Genomic DNA, 19189 nt, shown 5'->3' with positions numbered 1-19189 from the left:
TCTGCGAGTTCGATCCAAACCACCCTCCAACTGGATCGTACCCGAAAGCGGCCCCGCCCGACCGCTCATGGATAATGAAATGTTTAAGGAACCAGCTTGTAGCCGCCGCTTTCTGTCACAAGAATTTCCGCATTGGAAGGATCGCGCTCGATCTTCTGGCGCAGCCGGTAGACATGGGTTTCCAGCGTGTGCGTGGTGACGCCGGAATTGTAGCCCCACACCTCCTCGAGCAGCACGTCGCGCGTCACCACCTTCTGGTCGGCGCGATAGAGATATTTGATGATCGAGGCCTCTTTCTCCGTCAGCCGCACCTTGCCGCCGCGCGGGTCGAGCAGCAGTTTCTGGCTGGGCTTGAAAGTATAGGGCCCGACCGAGAAGGTGGCGTCCTCGCTCTGCTCATGCTGGCGCAGCTGCGCCCGAATGCGCGCCAACAGCACGGCGAAGCGGAACGGCTTCGTCACATAGTCGTTGGCGCCGGCCTCGAGACCAAGAATCGTATCCGAATCGGTGTCGTGGCCGGTCAGCATGATGATGGGCGCCTTGTAGCCGCCCTTGCGCAGGATCTTCACCGCTTCGCGGCCATCCATGTCGGGCAGCCCGACATCCATGATGAGCAGATCGACGAGGCCGCCGCGCGCTGCGGCGACACCTTTTGCCGCAGTCGATTCCTGCTGCACGTCGAATTCCTCGTAAAGGGATAATTGCTCGACCAGCGTGCCGCGCAGGTCGTCATCGTCGTCGACGATCAGTATGGTGCGTGAAGTCATGGATCAATCCGTTGTTTTGAAAAGAAAATTCAGTTGACCGCTGCCTGTTTATGCGGAAGCTGACCGGCGCAACAGCCGTTCACAGTGATTTGTTCCGTGGCACGATCATACAAGAAAAAACACGATCGCAATGCAGCCGGCGCAATTTTGCGAAAAGGGCTGCGTGTGCTGACCGTGCGGGCCAGGCCCGGCCATCCAAGCCAGGGCCTGCTGCAGGCCGGGAAAACGGTGTTTGCCTGTGCGCTGGGGCGCGGCGGTATCTCCGCCGGCAAGCGCGAAGGCGATGGCGCCACACCGCTGGCCGCGATGCGGATCCTGTCGGGATATTTCCGGGGGGATCAGTTCTCCAGCGGCCGCAGGACCCGTCTGGCGATGACGCCGATCGGGCCCGATCTCGGCTGGTGCGAAGTGCCTGACGACCGCAACTACAACAGGCCGGTCAGGATTCCCTATGGCGCCAGCCACGAACGCATGCGGCGCGACGACCGGCTCTACGACGCCTGTCTTGTGCTCGACTGGAACCTGTCGCCGCGCCGGCGCGGGCGCGGCAGCGCCATCTTCTTCCATCTGGCGCGCCCCGGCTTCACGCCGACGCAAGGCTGTGTGGCTGTGACGGCGCAAACCATGGCGCGGCTGCTGCCGTTGTTGTCGGACCGGACGGTGGTGAGGGTGGTGAGATAGTAGGGAGTAGGGAGTAGGGAGTAGGGATGCGCGTCGGCGCGGCTTTACTCCCCTGTTCCACTACTGCCTATTTCCCTTATTCCTCTGCCAGCCGATGTCGAGAAGGCCGAGGCGGCCCATTTCGCGGTCCATGGCGCGTGCGATGTCCTTGCGCTTGGCGCCAACGTCGCGCAGTTGCCGTTCCGACAGGTCTTCGACGTTCTGGTGCGGGAGATTGATCGCGACCCGGGCGTGACGCAACCATTCGAGGGTCTCGGCCAGCCAGTTCGGACGGGGTGTCGATGAATTCAAAACGATGATGGACATGGTGTGATCCGTTCTCTCCGGATAGCAAATCCGGCTTGATGATGTTTCGATGATTGGATCATGCCAGATTGAAATCTCTGCGAGAAACGAGTAGTTTTCTCTGGATCATCAAGTTTTATTTGAGGATAGGATGGCTCGCCTTCTACCCGGGACTCGGGCCTTGAGGACACTGGAAGCAGCGGCGCGGCACCTCAATTTCACCCGTGCCGCCGACGAGCTTGGCCTGACACCGGCCGCCGTCAGCCATCAGATCAAGGAAATCGAGGATCAGCTCGGGCTGGTGCTGTTCACGCGCACCAGCCGCACCATCCGGCTCACCGAGGCGGGAACGGTGCTGTTCGACGCCTCGGCGGACGCGCTCGACTTGCTTGGCCGGGCCGTTTCGCGGGCGCAAAAGCTGACGCGTGGCACCGCTCTTTTGAAGGTAACGCTCGACGCGCAGTTCGCATCAAAATGGCTAATGCGGCGCGTCGACGATTTTCGCAAGCATCACCCCGATATCGAATTGCGATTCGACATTGCCTATGAAGTGCGGGATTTCGAACTCGATGACATCGATGTCGGCATCCGTTTTGGCGCCGGCAAATATCCGGGCCTTCGCACCCACCGGCTGTTCGACAACATCCTCATTCCGGTGTGCAGCCCAAGCCTCTTGACGTCCGGTCCGCCGCTGCGCGAGCCGCGCGACCTCTTCAATCACACGCTTGCGCATATCGAATGGTCGCGGCAAGGCGTGACGTGGCCGAACTGGCGGATGTGGATGGCGGCGGCCGGCATCAATGATTTCGACGACAGCCGGACCGTCGTGTTCGGAAATTCCACGGATGCCGTCCAGGCAGCGCTCGACGGCAATGCCGTCGCGCTCGCCGATTTCGCCATGGTGGCGAACGACCTTTCCCAGGGCAGGCTGGTGCAGCCTTTCGAACTCGGCCTGCGGGTGGCGCCCGAATTCGCCTATTTCCTGGTCTATCCCGAAAATACCGCCGACGATCCGCGCATCGTCGCCTTTCGCGAATGGATGCTCGAGGAAGTCGCCAAGACGCGGACCACGGAGAAAGGGCAGTAGGGCAGTAGGGCAGTAGGGCAGTAGGGCAGTAGGGCAGTAGGGCAGTAGGGCAGTAGGGCAGTAGGGCAGTAGGGCAGTAGGGATAGGCGTCGGTGCCCCTGTTCCCCTACTGCCTTCTTGATCAGCTTGCCGCCGCGCCGAACCAGCCGATCACGGCGCCGATGATCAGCAGCACGCCGAGCCAGTGGCCGCCGTCGATGAGGGTCAGGTCCCAGCCGAAATTCTCGTAGCGATGGTTGACCGAGAGCGTCGTGGCGACGAAACCCAGCCAGAGCACGAAGCCGAAGACAAGTCCGGCGAGCAATGTCGGCTCGCCGCCGGTCATCGCGCCGACGACCAGGGCCATTATGGTGGCCATGACCAGTTCGGCGATGAAGCTGATGACGAAGGGCAGCGGTGACTTCTTTATCGTCGCCGGATCGAGCTTGGCGGCCTTCAGCCAAGGCTTGCTCAGGCCCATGTACCAGGCGGCGCCGAACAGCCATGCGACGATTGCGGCGACAGCCACCGCCAGCCAGTTCACTGCTGAAAAATCCATGAGATCCCCCTCAGTGCGGTTCATCGCTTCACGGAAACGCAGAACCGCCCTCTCTCTTGTTTCGACGCAATTCCCAAGGGAAAGCGCTATGCGCTTTTCCCGGGAAAACCGTGTCACACTTTTCCTGGACTTGCTTTGGTCCGGATGTGATGGAACGCCTGTTCGGTGATCGCGTCAAGCGAACCGCCAGACGGTCGTGCGTTTGACCAGCGCATCCTCCAGCGCCCGCGTAACGGCCACTTCATAGACGGCAAGCGGCTCCAGCCCTGCCTTCGGCATATATGACCTGCCGGGATCGCCGACGAGGATTTCGGCGCCGCGCGCCTTCAGGGTTGCGAACCATGGCATCAGCCGGTCAGCGAAAGATTTGTCGTAGAAAACATCACCGGCCAGGACCACGTCCCAACCTGCATCGGTGCCGATGCAATCCGTGCCGAGGAATTCGGTCCCGACACCGTTGATTTCGCTGTTGAGCCGGATCGCGATGGCACAAAACGGATCGATGTCGGTGGCGATCACCTTGGCGGCACCTGCCTTGGCGGCAGCGATGGCGACAAGGCCGGAGCCGGAAGCGAAGTCGAGCACGCGCTTGCCCCGCACCGTGCCGGGATTGTCCAGGACATAGCGGGCAAGGCCCTGGCCGCCGGCCCAGGCGAAAGCCCAGAAGGGCGGCGGCAGGCCGATCTCGACCAGCTCATCCTCGGTCCGCTGCCACAGATCATGCGCTTCGTCGGCAAGATGAAGCAGGATTTCCGGCACGTGCGGCGGCGCCATCAGCGCCGTGTTGTCGAGAATGAATTGTTTGGCGCTGTTGGGCGTGAGCGCCGTCACGGAGCCGGCGTCAAGCCGCCCATGCGGCAGACTTCCTTCCATTCGGCCGGCGTCACCGGCTGCACGGAAAGCCGTCCGAGCCGCACCAGCGCCATGTCGGCAAGCTTCGGATTGGCCTTCACTTGTTCCAGCGTCGGCGGGTTCGGCACGTCCCTTACGGCGCGGATGTCGACGCATTCCCAGCGCGGATCGTCCGAGGTGGTGTCGGGATGGGCAAGCGCGCAGACTTCAGCGATGCCGACGACGTTCAGCCCCTCGTTGGAATGGTAGAAGAAGCCGAGATCGCCGACCTGCATTGCCTTCATGTTGTTGCGCGCGGCGTAGTTGCGCACGCCGTCCCATTGCGTGCCGGCCTTGCCCTTGGCCTTCAGCATCTCGAAGGAGAACTTGAATGGCTCCGATTTGAACAGCCAGTAGTTCATGTCTTTCTCCTTCTAGACTCATTGTTTTGACGCAATTCCGGAGGGAAAACCGTTTCACACTTTTCCTGGAATTGCTTCTTGCGTGCGCTCGCGGGCGACCGGGATTAACTAGCCGCCGGCTTGTTGAACGTCCAGTTCCACGGGCGGATTTCGACGCTTTCGAACAGCCCGGCCTTGGCGTAGGGGTCGGCGGCCGACAGAGCCTGCGCCCCTGCCATGTCGGGTGCCTCGACGACCACGAGGCTGCCATTGGGCTTGCCTTCGGTGTCAAGGAACGGACCGGCGAATGCCAGCTTCTTGTCGCCGTTCAACCCCTCGAGAAAGACAATATGCTCGGGCCGCGTGTCGAGGCGCACCTGCAGGCTTCCGGGCTTGTCCTTGCAAATCACAGCAAACAGCATGGTTCTTTCTCCTGGTCTCGGGTTCAAGGTCGGGGGATCAATCGTTGGTTTCGGTCTTCAGCGGCCGGGTCATCAAGGCGGTCACAGCCTGCCGGACGGTGATGGCACCGTCCAGTATGGCGGCGACGGCGGCAATGATCGGCGCGTCGATGTTGCGCTCGGTGGCGATGCGGGCAGCGATCGCCGCCGTCGGCACACCTTCGGCCAGCAGCAATCCGGCAAGTGGCTTGCCTTGCCCGAGCGCCAGGCCATAGGCGAAATTGCGCGACTGGGTGGACGAGCAGGTCAGCAGCAGGTCGCCAAGACCGGAAAGCCCCATCAGCGTTTCGGGCCTGGCGCCGAAGGCGGCGCCGATGCGGCGCAGTTCGACAAAGCCGCGCGTCACCATGGCGGCCTGGGCGCTGGCGCCGAGACCCGCGCCAGCGACAGCACCCGCGGCAATGGCGAAAACGTTCTTCAAGGCGCCGCCGATCTCGACGCCGATCAGGTCGTCATTCGAATAGCAGCGCAGGTTTTCGGCGGAAAAGCGGGCGGCGAGATCGGCGGCCAATGCCTCGTCGCGGGCGGCGACCACAACGGCCGTCGGCAGGCCGCGGGCGACGTCGGCGGCGAAGCTCGGACCCGACAAAGCGGCCACCGGATTTAGCGGCAGGATTTCTTCGACAATCGCCGACAGCAAGGCGCCGGTCTCGCTTTCGATGCCTTTGGCACACAGAACCAGCGGGATACCGGCCGGCATATGATCCTTCGCTGCCGCCAACGTAGCCCGCAGCGACTGCGCCGGCGTCACCGCCAGCACGCAATCGGCACCGTCGAGCGCGGCTTGGATGTTGCTCGTCGCCACGATGCCGGCCTCGAGCGTAATGCCCGGCAGATAGCGTGGGTTTTCGCCGCGGTCGATCGCGGCGACGGTCTCCGGGTCGCGCGCGTAAAGACGGACGAAATGCCCGGCGCGCAGCATTGCCAAGGCCAAGGCAGTGCCCCAGGCCCCGCCACCGAGCACGGCAACGCGCCAGCCGCTTGGCGCGGTTTCGTTGCCGCTCATTGCCCGCTCGTTCATGCCTTGGCTCCGCGCCGGCCGGAGCCGACCATCGGCGCCGAGATGCTGTCCAGCGGCCAGCGCGAGCGCGGCACGAAATCGAAGCCGTTCTCCTGCGCCATGCCTTCGCGCAGCCGCTCGATGCCTGCCCAGGCGATCATCGCCGCATTGTCGGTGCAAAGCTCCAGCGGCGGCGCAATGAAGGCGAAGCCGGTCTCGGCACAGAGCCGCTCCAGCATGATCTTGATCGTGCGGTTGGCGGCGACACCACCGGCAACGACGAGAGCCGGGTTTTTCGTGCCGGGAAATGTCTCGCGAAAGCGCGTCAGCGCGCGAGAAACGCGGTCGGCCAGAGCATCGGCTACCGCTGCCTGGAACGAAGCGCAGATGTCGGCGACGTCCTGGTCGCTCAGCGGCGCAATGGCGCTCGCCGCCTGGCGTACGGCGGTCTTGAGGCCGGAGAAGGAGAAGTCGGGCTGCGCCGAGCCCTTCATCGGACGCGGAAAGGCAAAGCGCGAGGCACTGCCGGCCTGTGCCGCCTTTTCGACATTCGGTCCGCCGGGATAGGGCAGGCCGAGCATCTTGGCCGTCTTGTCGAAGGCTTCGCCGAGCGCGTCGTCGATGGTCGTTGCCCAGCGCTGGTAGTCGCCGACGCCCCGCACGGCGACGATTTGCGTATGGCCTCCGGAGACCAGCAGCAAGAGATAGGGAAAATCGAGCCCATCGGTCAGCCTTGCGGTCAGCGCATGGCCTTCGAGGTGATTGATGGCGATCAGCGGCTTGTTCGCCGCCGCGGCGATTGCCTTGGCGGTCATCAGCCCGACGATCAGCCCGCCGACCAGGCCGGGGCCGGCGGTGGCGGCAATCGCGTCGATATCGGCGAGCGCTGTGCCCGAATCGGCAAGCGCCGCCTCGATGATGCCGTCCAGCGCCTCGACATGGGCGCGCGCGGCGATTTCCGGCACGACACCGCCGAATGCGGCATGCTCCTCGATCTGGCTGAGCACGATGTTGGACAGGATTTTCGGCGCGGCGTCGCCGTCGATGGCCACCACGCTGGCGGCGGTCTCGTCACAACTCGTCTCTATGCCCAGCACGCGGATCAATTCGTCGCTGTCCCTAAAGATTGTATCATGGGGCTTTCCCCGCTAGGAGAACCCCGGAAAAGCCTCGCTTGCCGGGGGGTTATCACGGACTGCGCGCCATGCAAACAATCTTGAGAATCGGAACACGCGGCAGCCCGTTGGCGTTGGCGCAGGCGCATGAAACACAGGCGCGGCTGATGGCCGCGCATGGGATGCCGGCGGAGGCGTTCGAGGTCGTCGTCATCTCGACCAGCGGCGACCGCATCCAGGACCGGCCGCTGTCGGAAGCCGGCGGCAAAGGCCTGTTCACCAAGGAGATCGAGGAGGCGCTGCTGGCGGGCCGGATCGACATCGCCGTGCATTCGTCGAAGGACATGCCGACGCAACTGCCCGACGGTCTCGAACTCTCGGCCTTCCTGCCACGCGAGGATGCACGCGACGCCTTTGTCGGCAAGGCGGCGAAGACGATCGCCGAACTGCCGCGCGGGGCGAAAGTCGGCTCGTCGTCGCTGCGGCGGCAAGCGCTGATCCGCCGGATGCGGCCGGATCTCGAAGTGGTGATGTTCCGCGGCAATGTGCAGACGCGGCTGCGCAAGCTTGAAGAAGGCGTCGCCGCGGGCACGATCCTGGCCTATGCCGGGCTGAAGCGGCTTGGGCTCGAGCATGTCGTCACCGACCTGATACCGCTCGATGTTTTCCCGCCGGCGCCGGGGCAAGGCGCGATCGGCATCGAAACCCGTATCGGCGACCGCGATGCCGAAAAGATGCTGACAGCCGTCCATGATGTGCCGACCGGCCAGGCGCTCGCCTGCGAGCGTGCCTTCCTGGCGGCGCTCGATGGCTCCTGCCGCACGCCGATTGCCGGCTATGCGGCGATCGAGGCCGGAAAACTGTCTTTCGCCGGGCTGATCATCTCGCCCGACGGCACGCAGTCGCACACGGTCGAGCTGCAGGGACCGGCACAAGACGCCGCCCGTATCGGCACCGAAGCAGCCAGGACAGTGCGGGCCAGGGCCGGCGAAAAGTTCTTCGACGGCTGGCTCTGAAATGCTTCGCGTCCTGGTGACCAGGCCGGAACCGGGTGCGTCGCGCACCGCGCATCGGCTTGAGGAGACGGGCTTTCAGCCGGTTCTTTTGCCCCTGACCGAAACAAAGGCGTTGCCCGCCGCCGGACTGATCCCGGACGATGCCGTCGCGGTGGCCGTCACAAGCGCCAATGCCATGCGCCATGCGCCGGAAGAAATCATCGCGACGCTTGCCGCCTTGCCTTGTCTTGCGGTCGGCAAAAGGACGGCGCAAGCGGCGCGTGAAGCGGGTTTTTTGTCGGTCAGTGAAGGCCCGGGCGATGCGGAGGCGCTGGCCGACAGTCTCGCCGCCGATTTCTCTGGAAAGACGATTGTCTACCTCTGCGGGCGCGTGCGTTTTCCGGCGTTCGAACAGAGGCTCGGGTCGGCGGGCGTTCGGGTCCACGCCGTCGAGACCTATGACACGCTGACAGTGGGCTATTCGGACGAAGTCATCCTCGAACGCCTGTCCGGGCGACCTGCCGACGCGATATTGCTTTATTCAGCCAAGGCGGCGGTGGCGATGCAGACCTTGGCAAGACGGCCCGCTCTGCGCGGTCTCTTCGATAAAACATGGGTTTTTGCGCTTTCCACTCGCATCGCCGCAGCCTTCGACGATGTCGCCAGCGAAAGGATCCGCATCGCCGCGCAGCCTGACGAGGACGCACTGCTGGCGCTTTTGCAGGCGCCGCGCTGAGCCGCGTCATCACACCGCCCCTTTTCACCGCTTGGTGATGTGCTAGACCCTTTCTGAACCATCATGCGCCGCCAGGCGTTGAGACGAAGCGAATTGTGCGGAGCCCAGGCATGGTCAAGACGCCGAAGATGCGACACTCGAAAAGCCGCCGTGAGCCGGTGACCATCGATCTCGAGCCGGGCGCCGTCTCACGCATCGCCGACGAGGACGCCGCCAGGCAGGAGGCTCAGACAGACGAGGCGAAGGCCGAGGAAGCAGCGAATGCTTCGCAGCCCGAGGTTCCCGATGAGCCGGTTCATGCCGACCAGACCGATCTCGAGCCCTGGGAGCATGCCGACGCCCGGGCCGAACCGGATCAGCCACCGGCAGCAGCAACAAGGACCGGCAGCGAGGCTGAGCTCCCCTATCCCGGATCGTCTCGCGGTCCCGGAGCGTCCGGCGATCCCGGCGCGTCCGCCGGTTCCGGGTCGTCCGGCGAGCCCGGAGCGTCCGCCGCGCCGGCCGGAAAACCCAAAGCCTACGATTACAATTTCGACGACGCATCGACGAAGCGCGCCCAGACCGACAGCAGCAAGGCCAAAACCGAGACACGGGACGAGAAGATGGCGCCAGCCCCTGAAAAGCGTGGCGGCCTCAACGGCATCGCCGCCGGCATCATCGGCGGCGTCATCGCGCTGGTCGGTGCCGGCGGGCTGCAATTTGCCGGCCTGCTCGGCGCGCCCGGTTCCGGTGCCAGCGTCTCGCTCGATGGTGTCAATGGCGACATCGCCTCGCTGAAGACCGAAATCGCCGGCTTGAAGGACGCCGGCGGCAACGGCGATGCAGCGGCGAAGACGGTCGGGCTGTCCTCGGGCCTGGAGCAGGTCAAAGCCGATGTGGCGGCGCTGAAATCGGCTGTCGAGAAAGGTGGAGCAGGCGACGCCGCCGGCGTCGCCGCACTGGGCGACAAGGTCGCGCAGATCGAGACGGCGGTCGCCGCCCTCGGCAAGGCCGGCAGCTCGGCGCCGGTCGATCTCGGCCCGCTCAACGAAAAACTGGCCGGCCTCGACGCGCTGGTGAAGTCGGCCGGCGAGGCGGCGACGGCGCAGGATGGCCGGCTGACAGCGCTGGAGCAGTCTGTGTCGCAGCTGTCCGGCAAGGTCGAGGCGGCGGCTGGGCAGCCGAAGATCGCGCTTGCCATCGCGGCGTCGGCCTTGAAGGCGGCGCTGGAGCGTGGCGGGCCGTTTTCGGCCGAACTCGAAACCCTCGCCGCGATTTCGCCTGATGCGCCGCAGCTTGCGGCACTGCGCCCCTATGCTGAAAAGGGCGTTCCAACCCGCGCCGAGATCGCGTCGCAGGCTGATGCCGCCGCCAATGCCATGGTCACTGCTGCGACGCCTGTCGATGAGAATGCCGGCTTCGTTCAGAGCCTTCTGTCGAGCGCCGAATCGCTGGTCAAGGTCAGGCCGATCGGCGCCGTCGAAGGCGCCGGCGCACCGGAAACCGTCGCGCGCATGGAGGCGGCGGTCAACCAGGGCGACTACGCCAAGGCACTCAGCGAGTATGAAACGCTGCCCGAGGCCGCCAAGGCTGCCGGCGCCGACTTTGCCGGCAAGCTGAAGGCGCGCATCGAGGTCGAAACCCAGGTCGATGCGCTGATCTCGGGCGCGATGAAGGCATGAGGGCAACACAATGATCCGCCTGCTCGCCTTCCTCATCGTCGTTTTCGCGCTCGGGCTGGGCTTTGCCTGGCTGGCCGACCGGCCGGGCGACATGGTCGTCACTTTCAACGGCTATCAATACCAGGTCAGCCTGATGGTGGCGGCGGTGGCTGTCGTTGCCGTGGTCGCCGCGGTGATGATCCTGTGGTGGCTGCTCAAGTCGCTGTGGAACAGTCCCTACACCATCTCGCGCTATTTCCGTGTTCGCCGACGCGATCGTGGCTATCAGGCGCTGTCGACCGGCATGATTGCCGCCGGCGCCGGTGATGGCGCACTGGCCCGCAAGAAGACCAAGGAAGCCGCCAAGCTGATCCGTTCCGACCAGGAGCCGCTGATCCATCTGCTCGAAGCGCAGGCGTCGCTGCTCGAAGGCGATCATGAAGGCGCGCGGCAGAAATTCGAAAGCATGCTCGACGATCCCGAAATGCGGCTGCTGGGTTTGCGCGGGCTTTATCTGGAAGCCGAACGGCTCGGCGACCGCAACGCCGCCCGGCATTATGCCGGCCGCGCCGCGGTGATGGCGCCGCAGCTGGCCTGGGCGGCGGAATCGACGCTGGAAGAGCTGACCGCGCGCGGCGACTGGGACGGCGCCCTGAAACTGGTCGATGCGCAGAAATCGACACGGCAGATCGAACGCGATGCCGCCAACCGCCGCCGCGCCGTGCTGCTGACCGCCAAGGCGCAGGCGCTTGCCGAGAGCGATCCCGCTGCCGCCAGGACGGCGGCGATCGAGGCCAACAAGCTTAGGCCCGATTTCGCACCCGCCGCCGTTGCCGCCGCGGCCGCATTGTTCAAGCAGAACGATGTGCGCAAGGGCTCGAAGATACTCGAGGCGGCGTGGAAGGCGGAGCCGCACCCGGAAGTTGCCGAGCTCTATACCCATGCAAGGCCGGGCGACGCCGTGCTCGACCGCCTCAACCGGGCGAAGAAGCTGCAGGAAATGAAGAAGAACCACGCCGAGTCGTCGATGACGGTGGCGCGCGCGGCGCTCGACGCGCAGGATTATTCGACTGCCCGCCGCGAGGCCGAGGCGGCGATCCGGATGGACCGCCGCGAGGGCGCCTACCTGCTGCTCGCCGACATCGAGGAGGCCGAGACCGGCGATCAGGGCAAGGTGCGGCAGCTGCTGTCCAGGGCGGTGCGGGCGCCGCGTGATCCGGCCTGGGTCGCAGACGGCGTGGTGTCGGAACGCTGGGCGCCGGTATCGCCGATCACCGGCCGGCTCGACGCCTTCGAGTGGCGCGCGCCGGTGGAGCGTCTTGGCCAGTTGATCGACAGCCATGATGACGTGCCGACGGGTGCGGTGCCCGCCATCGAAGTGCTGGCAAAGCCGGCCAGCGAAAGGCCGGTCGAGGTGATCGATGACGCCGTTGGCGAGACGTCGGCGGGCAAGCAAGCTGAAAGTCGCGAAGAAGATCATGTCAGGCCAATCACGGCAGCGGCCTTCGCCGCAGTGCCGAGCGATGCCGAGGGCGTCGAGCCGGCCGAGGAGCTTGCGCGGCTGCCGGACGATCCGGGCGTCGATCCGGACGAGGAAGCGGAGAAGTCGCCGCGCCGGTTTCGGCTGTTTTGAGTTGGGCAGGCCGTCAGGCCGTTGGGGTATGGATCTATGTTTGAACGCGTTCTGTCGTTTCTCAGGGATTTGCCGGCCGGTGCAAGCACGCATGCCAGCACCGACGATCCGCGCATCGCTGCCTCGGCGCTGCTCTACCATGTGATGAACGCCGATGGCGTGCGCCAGGATGTCGAGTGGGAGCGGTTCAAGGCGGTGCTGGCGGAGAGCTATTCGATCAGCGGCGCCGAACTCGAAGCGCTAGCCGCCGCCGGCGAGCGGGCCGACAATGAGGCGATCGATCTCTATGCCTTCACCAGCGTCCTGAAGCGCCATCTCGATGCCGATGCGCGCAAGGCCTTCATCGGCCTGATGTGGGAAATCGTCTATGCCGACGGCGAGTTGCACGAGCTGGAGGACAACACCGTCTGGCGCGTCGCCGAGCTGATCGGCGTCGAACGCCATGATCGCGTCGAGGCACGCCGCAAGGCAGCGGCGCACGCGCCCGGCGCCACCGGAACATCGAGCGACGAATAGGATCTTCGCCTTCCCATGCCACGCCAAACGAGTTCGAAGCCAAAGATCCTGATCGTGCTGCATCAGGAGAGTTCGAGCCCGGGACGTGTCGGACACATGTTGCTGGAAGAAGGTTTCGATCTCGATATCCGCCGGCCGCCGCTTGGCGACGCCTTGCCTGAAACGCTTGACGACCACGCCGGCACGGTGGTGTTCGGCGGCCCGATGAGCGCCAATGACGAGGACGAGTTCGTGCGCCGCGAGACCAACTGGCTGGAAATACCGCTGAGGGAGAACCGGCCATGTCTCGGCATCTGTCTCGGCGCGCAGATGCTGGTCAACTATCTGGGCGGCAAGGTCGAGGGTCACGGTGAAGGGCTGGTCGAGGTTGGCTGGTATCCCCTGAAAGCGACCGAAGCCGGCAAGCAGCTGATGCACTGGCCGGAGATGGTCTATCAGTTCCACCGCGAGGGTTTTTCGCTGCCTAGGGACGCGACGCTGCTGGCGACGGCCGAGACCTATCCCAACCAGGCCTTCCGCTACGGCGACAATGCCTGGGGCATCCAGTTCCATGGCGAACTGACCAGGGTGATGATGCAGCGCTGGGTGGTGCGCGGCGCGCATCGCTTCGAATTGCCCGGTGCCCAGCCCGGCCGCGATCATCTCGGCGGCCGGCTGATCTGGGACATGCATCTCAAGCGCTGGCTGGACGAGTTCCTGCGGATGATTTTCGGCAAGCCCAGCAATAGCTAAGGTTCGAGCACCGGCCGCAGGAAGCTGCGCTCATAGCTGAGAATGCTGCGATTGCGCTTTTCCATTTCAAACACTTCCTGGCATTCCGGGTCGGCAGCCATCCGTTTGCGATAATCCTCGTAGTCGGCAAGGCTCGGAAAGCTGAACATGGCATAGGCGATATTGCTCGCCCCCTCGCTCGGAAGGAAATAGCCGTGATGGTTTCCGCCGAAGCGGTTGACCAGAGCTATCCAGCGGCGGCCATAGTCTTCGAACTCGGCAAGCTTGTAGGGGTCAATGACATATTTCAAGTAGCAAGTGATCATGAGAGCTCCTGTGGCATGGGCGAGGCCTGTCGGCTGTCAACCGTGGGAAGATCAGTTGCGTCCGTTGAGGTGGCGGACCTTGCGCAGTTGCGGGAACAGCACCATCCACAGGCCCGCGACGGCGATGGCGCCGATGCCGCCGATCACCACGGCCGGCACCGTGCCGATCAGCGCGGCCATCGTGCCGGCGCGGAATTCGCCGACCTCGTTGGAGGCGCCGACAAAGACCTGGTTGACGGCGTTGACGCGGCCGCGCACCTCGTCGGGTGTCCACAGCTGGATTAGCGTTTCCCTGATATAGACGCTGAACATGTCGGTGGCGCCGAGACCGGCAAGGGCTACGATCGACAGCCAGGTGATGGTCGAAACGCCGAACAGCACCGTGAAGGCGCCAAACGCGGCAACGAAACCGAGCATGATCTTGCCGGCATTGTCACGCAGCGGGTGACCGGCAAGCCAGACCGCGACGCAGATGGCGCCGATGCCGGGTGCCGAGCGCAGCAGGCCGAGGCCCCAGGGACCGAGTTCCAGAATGTCGCGCGCGTAAACCGGCAGCAGCGCCGAGGCGCCAGACAAAAGCACGGCAAAGAGGTCGAGTGAGATGGCGCCGAGCACGATCTTCTCGCTCCAGATGTAGCGAAAGCCGGCAAACAGCGTTTCCATCGTCGGCTTGTCGGTGGTGCCCTGCTGCGCGGGCTTGGGAATGGTGAAGATCAGCAGGCCGGCCACAAGCATCAACACAGCGGCGACGGCATATGCGATCTCGGCCGAGACTCCGTAGAGAAGGCCGCCGGCAACCGGGCCGACGATGGTCGCCGTCTGCCAGGCGGATGAGTTCCAGGCAATCGCGTTGCCGAAATCCTCCGGCGGTACCAGATTCGCGAATAGCGACGACGAGGCCGGCCCGTAAAAGGCGCGCGCCATGCCGAACAGCGCCAGCACGACGAAGATTGGCAGCGGACTGACGAGGCCACGCAGCGTGAAGTACAGGAGAACAAGGGCACAGCCGGCCTCGACTACCGTCGCCAGTGCCATGATCAGCCGGCGGCCGAAGCGATCGGCGACGACGCCGGTGACCAGCACCAGGAGCAGCGACGGCAGGAACTGGACGATGCCGACAATGCCGAGATCGAAGGGATCGCGCGTCAAATCATAGATCTGCCAACCGACCGCGACAGACACGATCATGGTGGCGAATGTGGTGAGGAAACGTGCCGCCCAATAGCTCAGGAAGGAGCGATGGCGGAACGCGGCATAGCGCTGGTCCGGCGAGGTTTGTGCTGATGTCATGGAGTGAGGCCCCGTTGCAATGTCATCGGTCGGCGGGGCACTTCCCGGATGGGCGCTGTTCCGGCCAATGGAACTTCTAGTAAAGTTCGCCGCGGATATGCGTCAAAATCGGTGCTGGATCAAGGAATTTTCAGCCTGCTCTATCGATCGCACGGGGAAGTTACTGCCGCAGCGCGGCCGAGATGGCGTCGAGGCCGCCGCTCAACTCGGCTTCCGTCGGCCAGCCAAAGCCGACGCGGAAGAAGCGCTTCTCCATCTCGAACCAGTGGCCGGGTCCGACATAGGTGCCATGGTTTTCCAGCAGGTTCGCATAGAACCGGTCGAGGTCGAAGCCGGGATCGACATTGAGGCGCGGGAAACCGACGACGCCGCCTTCGGGCCGCACCCAGTCGACCAGCGGTTCGCGGTCGATCCAGGTCTGGACGATGTCGCGACGCTTGGCCATTTCGGGCAGCAGCGTCGCCAGGAAGGCGTCCCGGCGCTCGAGCATACCCCGCGCAATGCCTTCGTCGATGACGCTGCCGCAAATGCCGATCTGTTCCTTGGCGGCGAGGAATTTCTCCTGAAGCACCGCGTCGCTGGTGATCAGCCAGCCGATGCGGATGCCGGGAATGCCGAAGGCCTTGGACAATGACGAGACGCTGACCGCCTTCGGGCTCAGCGATGCCGCCGACGGCAGGCGACGGCCGTAGGAGAGGTCGCGATAGGTTTCGTCGACGAGCAGATGGCAGTTGCTGCTTTCGGCAAGCGCCACCAGGGCATCGAGTTCGGCTCGGCTCATCATCGTGCCGGTCGGGTTGTGCGGGCAGGTGACGCTGATCAGCTTCGTGTCGGGCCGCATCGCCGCCCTGACGCGTTCGACATCGATGGCGAAGCCTTCCTCGAAGGCCAGGTCGACAAAGCTGATGGCACAGCCGATCGCCCTTGGGGTTTCGATGTTGGTGGCGTAGTTGGGCCTGATGACGACGAGATGGTCATTGGCCGACAAAAGCGAGGTCGAGATAATGAACAGCGCGCCGGCGGCACCGGCGGTGACCAGGACATCATCCGGTGAAATGCCTGCATCCTGCGCCGATATCAGTGCACGCAACTGCTTGTCGCCGCGATGCTCGCCATAGAAGAGCGTGAGATCAGGCAGTGACAGGCCGATGTCGGAGAGCTTCTGGTCGGCGATCGAACTTTCCGAAAGATTGTAGCGGATACGGTCGTAGCCGTATTCTTCCGGCGCCTCTTTCTCGATCACCATCCTGGTGTAGTTCATGGCTCACTCCCCAAGGAACCCGTCCAGCCTATCCAAGCCATAAAAACATGAAGCCTGCCAAGGCGAATTCGCCGGCAGGCTTCTATTCCAGTCGTCCTGACTGTTGGCTCAGGACTGAATGTTCAGGCCGAGGCCTTCGCCTTCCTGCCCTTGGCGGGCGCCTTCACGGGGGCGGCCTTGCGGCCAAGGCCGATCGACTTCGCCAGCAGCGAACGCGAGGCCGCGTAGTTGGGAGCGACCATCGGATAGTCCGACGGCAAGCCCCATTTGGCGCGATAGGCGTCCGGCGTCAGGCCGAAATGCACGCCCAGGTGACGCTTCAGCGATTTGAACTTCTTGCCGTCTTCGAGGCAGATGATGAAATCGGGCGTCACCGACTTCTTGGGGTTGACCGCCGGTACCAGAGGGGCAGCCACCGGGACCGCAGGCTTGCCGAGCCCGCTTATCGAGGCGCTGACGCTGGCGATGAGGTCGGCCAGACCGGAGACGGGCAGGCGGTTCTTCTCGACGTAAGCGGACACGATGTGGGCGGTCAGTTCGAGCAGATCGATGTCTTTACGGGCACTGTTGCTATCGTCGGTCACTCTATTTCTCCGTCTACAGCGAATGACCTGAAAATCGGATTCGACTTCCGGAAAGGATCATGCGCGAAATCAAAATGCTATGGCGTCCTTCGTGCGTCCACGGAACGAATGGCGTTGTTGTAGCGCGGAATTCCTAGTCGGCAAATCTGCGTATTGCAACGACTTGATGGCAGGTCACACGTTATTTTGAACAACTATATTAAACAATAACAGTATCAGACTATCAGCGCCTTGTCGCGCCACAAACGAAACCCGCCTTCGAAGGCGCGTGTGTTGTCGCCGCGCCTGGAGTCGGCGGGCAATTCATCGAGCTTGTCGACGTTGCCGCCGCCAATCACGACATAGTCCGGCTGCATGGCGGCACGGAGCCGGTCGACGACGTCGAAGACGTATTTGCGCCATTTCTTCTTGCCGCGCTTTTCCAGGCCGCGTTCGCCGACATAATCCTCGAAACTCTTGCCCTTCTTGTAGGGCAGATGCGCGAGTTCCATCGGTTGGGGGACGTTGTCGGCAATCATCGCCGCACCGAGCCCGGTGCCGAGCCCGAGGAACAGCATGCGCCCGCCCTCGTAGCTGCCGATGGCCTGCATCAGCGCGTCATTGACCACTTTCACCGGTTTGCCGAACGCAGCCGCGAAGTCGAATCCAGCCCAGCCCTTGCCGAGATTGGCGGGGTCGGCGAGCGGCCTGTTATGATTGACCGGGCCGGGATAGCCCATCGAGACGACGTCGTAGGACAGGCCTTCGGCGAGCTTGTTGACCGTATCGATCATCTGCTGCGGCGTCAGACCCGGTCCGGAATCGGCGCGGCGCTCCGCGCCGCCGGCGCTGGTCAGGATCTTGACGTGCGAGCCGCCAATGTCGATCGTGAGCACGATCTTTTCAGTATCCGGCTGCTCGGTGCCCGATGCCGGCTGCTTCACTGCCTTGGCCATCGTGTGTTCCTCTCACTTCACCGGATCGATCCAGCCATTGGGCGGCCCGAACCCGGCCATGATTTCCGCGGGTCCCCATGTGAGCGGCTCGTAGAGGTGCGGCGGCGTGGTGTCGCCAAGCACCGGGCCGACGATGCGCCAGGCCAGTTCGCTGGCGTCCTGGCGGGTGAACAGCTGGCCGTTGCCGTTCATGGCGTCACCTATCAAGCGCTCATAGGGCGGCATGTCGCCCTTTGAGTCGTCGAGCGCCGTCAGTTCGACCTGCTCGCCGATCATGTCGTCGCCCGGCGCCTTGCGCTGGGCTCCGATCGCGATCACCACTTGCGGATCGATGCGGAAGCGGACGTAGTTCTGGTCGGCGGGCTTGATCGGATCGAAGACATCGAGCGGCGGCCGCTTCAGCCGCACCACCACTTCGGTGACATGCACCGGCATGTTCTTGCCGGCGCGGATGAAGAACGGCACGTCCTGCCAGCGCCAGGTGTCGACGAAGAAACGCACCGCCGCGAAGGTCTCGACCGGCGAGTTCGGCGCCACGCCCGGCTCGGCGAGATAGCCGTTGAACTGGCCGCGCACGACATCGTCTTTGGTCAGCGTCCTGATCGCGCGCAGCACCTGCACCTTCTCATCGATCAGATCGTCGGCGGAACGGCCGACAGGCGGCTCCATGGCAAGCAGCAACAGGATGTTGAGCAGATGGTTCTCGATGACGTCCCTGATGCAGCCGACATCGTCATAGAAGCGGCCACGTCCCTCGACGCCGAAATCCTCGGCCATGGTGATCTGCACGCTCTCGACGAAATTGCGGTTCCAGATCGGCTCGAGGAAGGAGTTGGCGAAGCGGAAATAGAGCAGGTTCTGGATCGCTTCCTTGCCCAGATAATGGTCGATGCGGAAGATCGACTGTTCGTCGAACACCAGATGCAGGACCCGGTTCAGCCAGCGCGCCGATTGCAGGTCGTGGCCGAAGGGCTTTTCCACCATCAGCCGCGCGCCATGCGCGGTGCCTGACTGCTCCAGCCCCTGGACGACGGTCTCGAACATGGTCGGCGGCACCGCCATGTAGTGCAGCGGCCGCTGCGCGGTGCCGAGCGCGCTTTTCAGTTTCTCGAACGTCGCTCCATCGCGGTAGTCGCCGCTGACGTAGCGCAGCAGCGAGGCGAATTTGGCGAACGCTTTTTCGTCGATCCTGCCCAGCGCATTGACGATGCCGGCGCGGGCGCGCGCCTGCAATTGCTTGAGGTCCCAGGCGTCGAAGGCGACGCCGATCACCGGTTCGGTGAGCGTGCCCTTGGCGACCATCTGGTAAAGGGCTGGAAATATCTTCTTGTGGGCGAGGTCGCCGGTCGCCCCGAAGAGCACCAGCGTGTCGGACCGTTCCGGGCTCATCAGCGTG

General features: G+C 64.0%; 22 protein-coding genes. 8 read left to right on the top strand and 14 right to left on the bottom strand.

Annotated features, from left to right (window positions below; genetic code table 11):
• Positions 1-83: 83 nt before the first annotated feature.
• Positions 84-767 (bottom strand): response regulator transcription factor, encoded by a 684-nt coding sequence (locus tag EOA16_RS21530; RefSeq protein WP_127260070.1) that lies wholly within the window; start codon positions 765-767, stop codon positions 84-86.
• Positions 768-911: 144 nt separating this feature from the next.
• On the opposite strand from EOA16_RS21530, the gene EOA16_RS21525 reads away from it, so the two are divergent.
• Positions 912-1448 carry a L,D-transpeptidase gene (locus EOA16_RS21525; RefSeq protein WP_206517360.1) on the top strand — a complete coding sequence of 179 codons (537 nt, stop codon included), beginning with the start codon at positions 912-914 and terminating at the stop codon, positions 1446-1448.
• 60 nt (positions 1449-1508) lie between these two features.
• Here EOA16_RS21525 and EOA16_RS21520 read toward each other — a convergent pair whose 3' ends face one another.
• A complete protein-coding gene (locus EOA16_RS21520) occupies positions 1509-1754 on the bottom strand; it encodes a hypothetical protein (RefSeq protein ID WP_127260068.1) in 246 nt (81 codons plus the stop codon).
• 130 nt (positions 1755-1884) lie between these two features.
• Here EOA16_RS21520 and gcvA point away from each other — a divergent pair, with 130 nt between their 5' ends.
• Entirely contained in the window at positions 1885-2820 is a 936-nt protein-coding gene (gene gcvA, locus EOA16_RS21515) for a transcriptional regulator GcvA (protein ID WP_127260067.1), read from the top strand.
• Between the two features lie 121 nt (positions 2821-2941).
• Here gcvA and EOA16_RS21510 read toward each other — a convergent pair whose 3' ends face one another.
• From EOA16_RS21510 to tsaD, 6 genes are all read right to left on the bottom strand, one after another.
• Positions 2942-3358 (bottom strand): DUF1761 domain-containing protein, encoded by a 417-nt coding sequence (locus EOA16_RS21510; RefSeq protein WP_127260066.1) that lies wholly within the window; start codon positions 3356-3358, stop codon positions 2942-2944.
• Between the two features lie 174 nt (positions 3359-3532).
• Positions 3533-4231, bottom strand: coding sequence for a methyltransferase (locus tag EOA16_RS21505; protein WP_206517357.1), 699 nt, complete (start codon positions 4229-4231; stop codon positions 3533-3535).
• On the bottom strand, positions 4186-4611 hold the full coding sequence (locus EOA16_RS21500) for an EVE domain-containing protein (protein WP_127260065.1): 426 nt from the start codon (positions 4609-4611) through the stop codon (positions 4186-4188). Before EOA16_RS21500 ends, EOA16_RS21505 begins: the two co-directional genes overlap by 46 nt.
• A 104-nt stretch (positions 4612-4715) precedes the next feature.
• Entirely contained in the window at positions 4716-5012 is a 297-nt protein-coding gene (locus EOA16_RS21495) for a YciI-like protein (RefSeq protein WP_127260064.1), read from the bottom strand.
• 37 nt (positions 5013-5049) lie between these two features.
• Complete coding sequence (locus EOA16_RS21490) at positions 5050-6072, bottom strand: NAD(P)H-dependent glycerol-3-phosphate dehydrogenase (RefSeq protein ID WP_127260063.1); 1023 nt, start codon at positions 6070-6072, stop codon at positions 5050-5052.
• Complete coding sequence (gene tsaD / locus EOA16_RS21485; RefSeq protein WP_206517359.1) at positions 6069-7154, bottom strand: tRNA (adenosine(37)-N6)-threonylcarbamoyltransferase complex transferase subunit TsaD; 1086 nt, start codon at positions 7152-7154, stop codon at positions 6069-6071. The genes EOA16_RS21490 and tsaD overlap by 4 nt, the downstream gene beginning before the upstream one ends.
• Positions 7155-7255: 101 nt before the next feature.
• Between tsaD and hemC the strand changes: the two genes are divergently transcribed.
• From hemC to EOA16_RS21455, 6 genes are all read left to right on the top strand, one after another.
• Positions 7256-8182: a hydroxymethylbilane synthase gene (gene hemC / locus EOA16_RS21480; RefSeq protein ID WP_127260061.1), complete on the top strand. Its 927-nt coding sequence runs from the start codon at positions 7256-7258 to the stop codon at positions 8180-8182.
• A gap of 1 nt (position 8183) precedes the next feature.
• Positions 8184-8897, top strand: coding sequence for a uroporphyrinogen-III synthase (locus EOA16_RS21475; RefSeq protein WP_127260060.1), 714 nt, complete (start codon positions 8184-8186; stop codon positions 8895-8897).
• 110 nt (positions 8898-9007) lie between these two features.
• The gene (locus tag EOA16_RS21470) at positions 9008-10558 is read left to right on the top strand and encodes a COG4223 family protein (RefSeq protein ID WP_127260059.1); all 1551 of its coding nucleotides are present in this window, start codon (positions 9008-9010) and stop codon (positions 10556-10558) included.
• 10 nt (positions 10559-10568) lie between these two features.
• The gene (locus EOA16_RS21465; RefSeq protein ID WP_127260058.1) at positions 10569-12170 is read left to right on the top strand and encodes a heme biosynthesis protein HemY; all 1602 of its coding nucleotides are present in this window, start codon (positions 10569-10571) and stop codon (positions 12168-12170) included.
• Between the two features lie 36 nt (positions 12171-12206).
• The gene (locus EOA16_RS21460; protein ID WP_127260057.1) at positions 12207-12686 is read left to right on the top strand and encodes a TerB family tellurite resistance protein; all 480 of its coding nucleotides are present in this window, start codon (positions 12207-12209) and stop codon (positions 12684-12686) included.
• Between the two features lie 15 nt (positions 12687-12701).
• On the top strand, positions 12702-13418 hold the full coding sequence (locus tag EOA16_RS21455) for a glutamine amidotransferase (protein WP_127260056.1): 717 nt from the start codon (positions 12702-12704) through the stop codon (positions 13416-13418).
• Here EOA16_RS21455 and EOA16_RS21450 read toward each other — a convergent pair.
• From EOA16_RS21450 to zwf, 6 genes are all read right to left on the bottom strand, one after another.
• On the bottom strand, positions 13415-13723 hold the full coding sequence (locus EOA16_RS21450) for an NIPSNAP family protein (protein ID WP_127260055.1): 309 nt from the start codon (positions 13721-13723) through the stop codon (positions 13415-13417). The genes EOA16_RS21455 and EOA16_RS21450 overlap by 4 nt on opposite strands.
• A gap of 51 nt (positions 13724-13774) precedes the next feature.
• The gene (locus EOA16_RS21445; RefSeq protein WP_127260054.1) at positions 13775-15013 is read right to left on the bottom strand and encodes an MFS transporter; all 1239 of its coding nucleotides are present in this window, start codon (positions 15011-15013) and stop codon (positions 13775-13777) included.
• A gap of 160 nt (positions 15014-15173) precedes the next feature.
• Positions 15174-16274, bottom strand: coding sequence for a pyridoxal phosphate-dependent aminotransferase (locus EOA16_RS21440; protein WP_127260053.1), 1101 nt, complete (start codon positions 16272-16274; stop codon positions 15174-15176).
• Between the two features lie 122 nt (positions 16275-16396).
• Positions 16397-16858, bottom strand: a complete 462-nt coding sequence (locus EOA16_RS21435) for a MucR family transcriptional regulator (protein WP_027037383.1) — start codon at positions 16856-16858, stop codon at positions 16397-16399.
• A 215-nt stretch (positions 16859-17073) separates the two neighbouring features.
• Positions 17074-17793 (bottom strand): ROK family protein, encoded by a 720-nt coding sequence (locus EOA16_RS21430; RefSeq protein ID WP_127260052.1) that lies wholly within the window; start codon positions 17791-17793, stop codon positions 17074-17076.
• A gap of 12 nt (positions 17794-17805) precedes the next feature.
• Positions 17806-19182 (bottom strand): glucose-6-phosphate dehydrogenase, encoded by a 1377-nt coding sequence (gene zwf / locus EOA16_RS21425; protein ID WP_127260051.1) that lies wholly within the window; start codon positions 19180-19182, stop codon positions 17806-17808.
• Between the last annotated feature and the right edge of the window lie 7 nt (positions 19183-19189).

This window comes from Mesorhizobium sp. M7A.F.Ca.US.008.03.1.1, from assembly GCF_003997495.1.
Lineage (GTDB): Bacteria > Pseudomonadota > Alphaproteobacteria > Rhizobiales > Rhizobiaceae > Mesorhizobium.
Note: the sequence above shows the minus strand (reverse complement) of the source record. Positions and strands in the feature narration are given on the sequence as shown.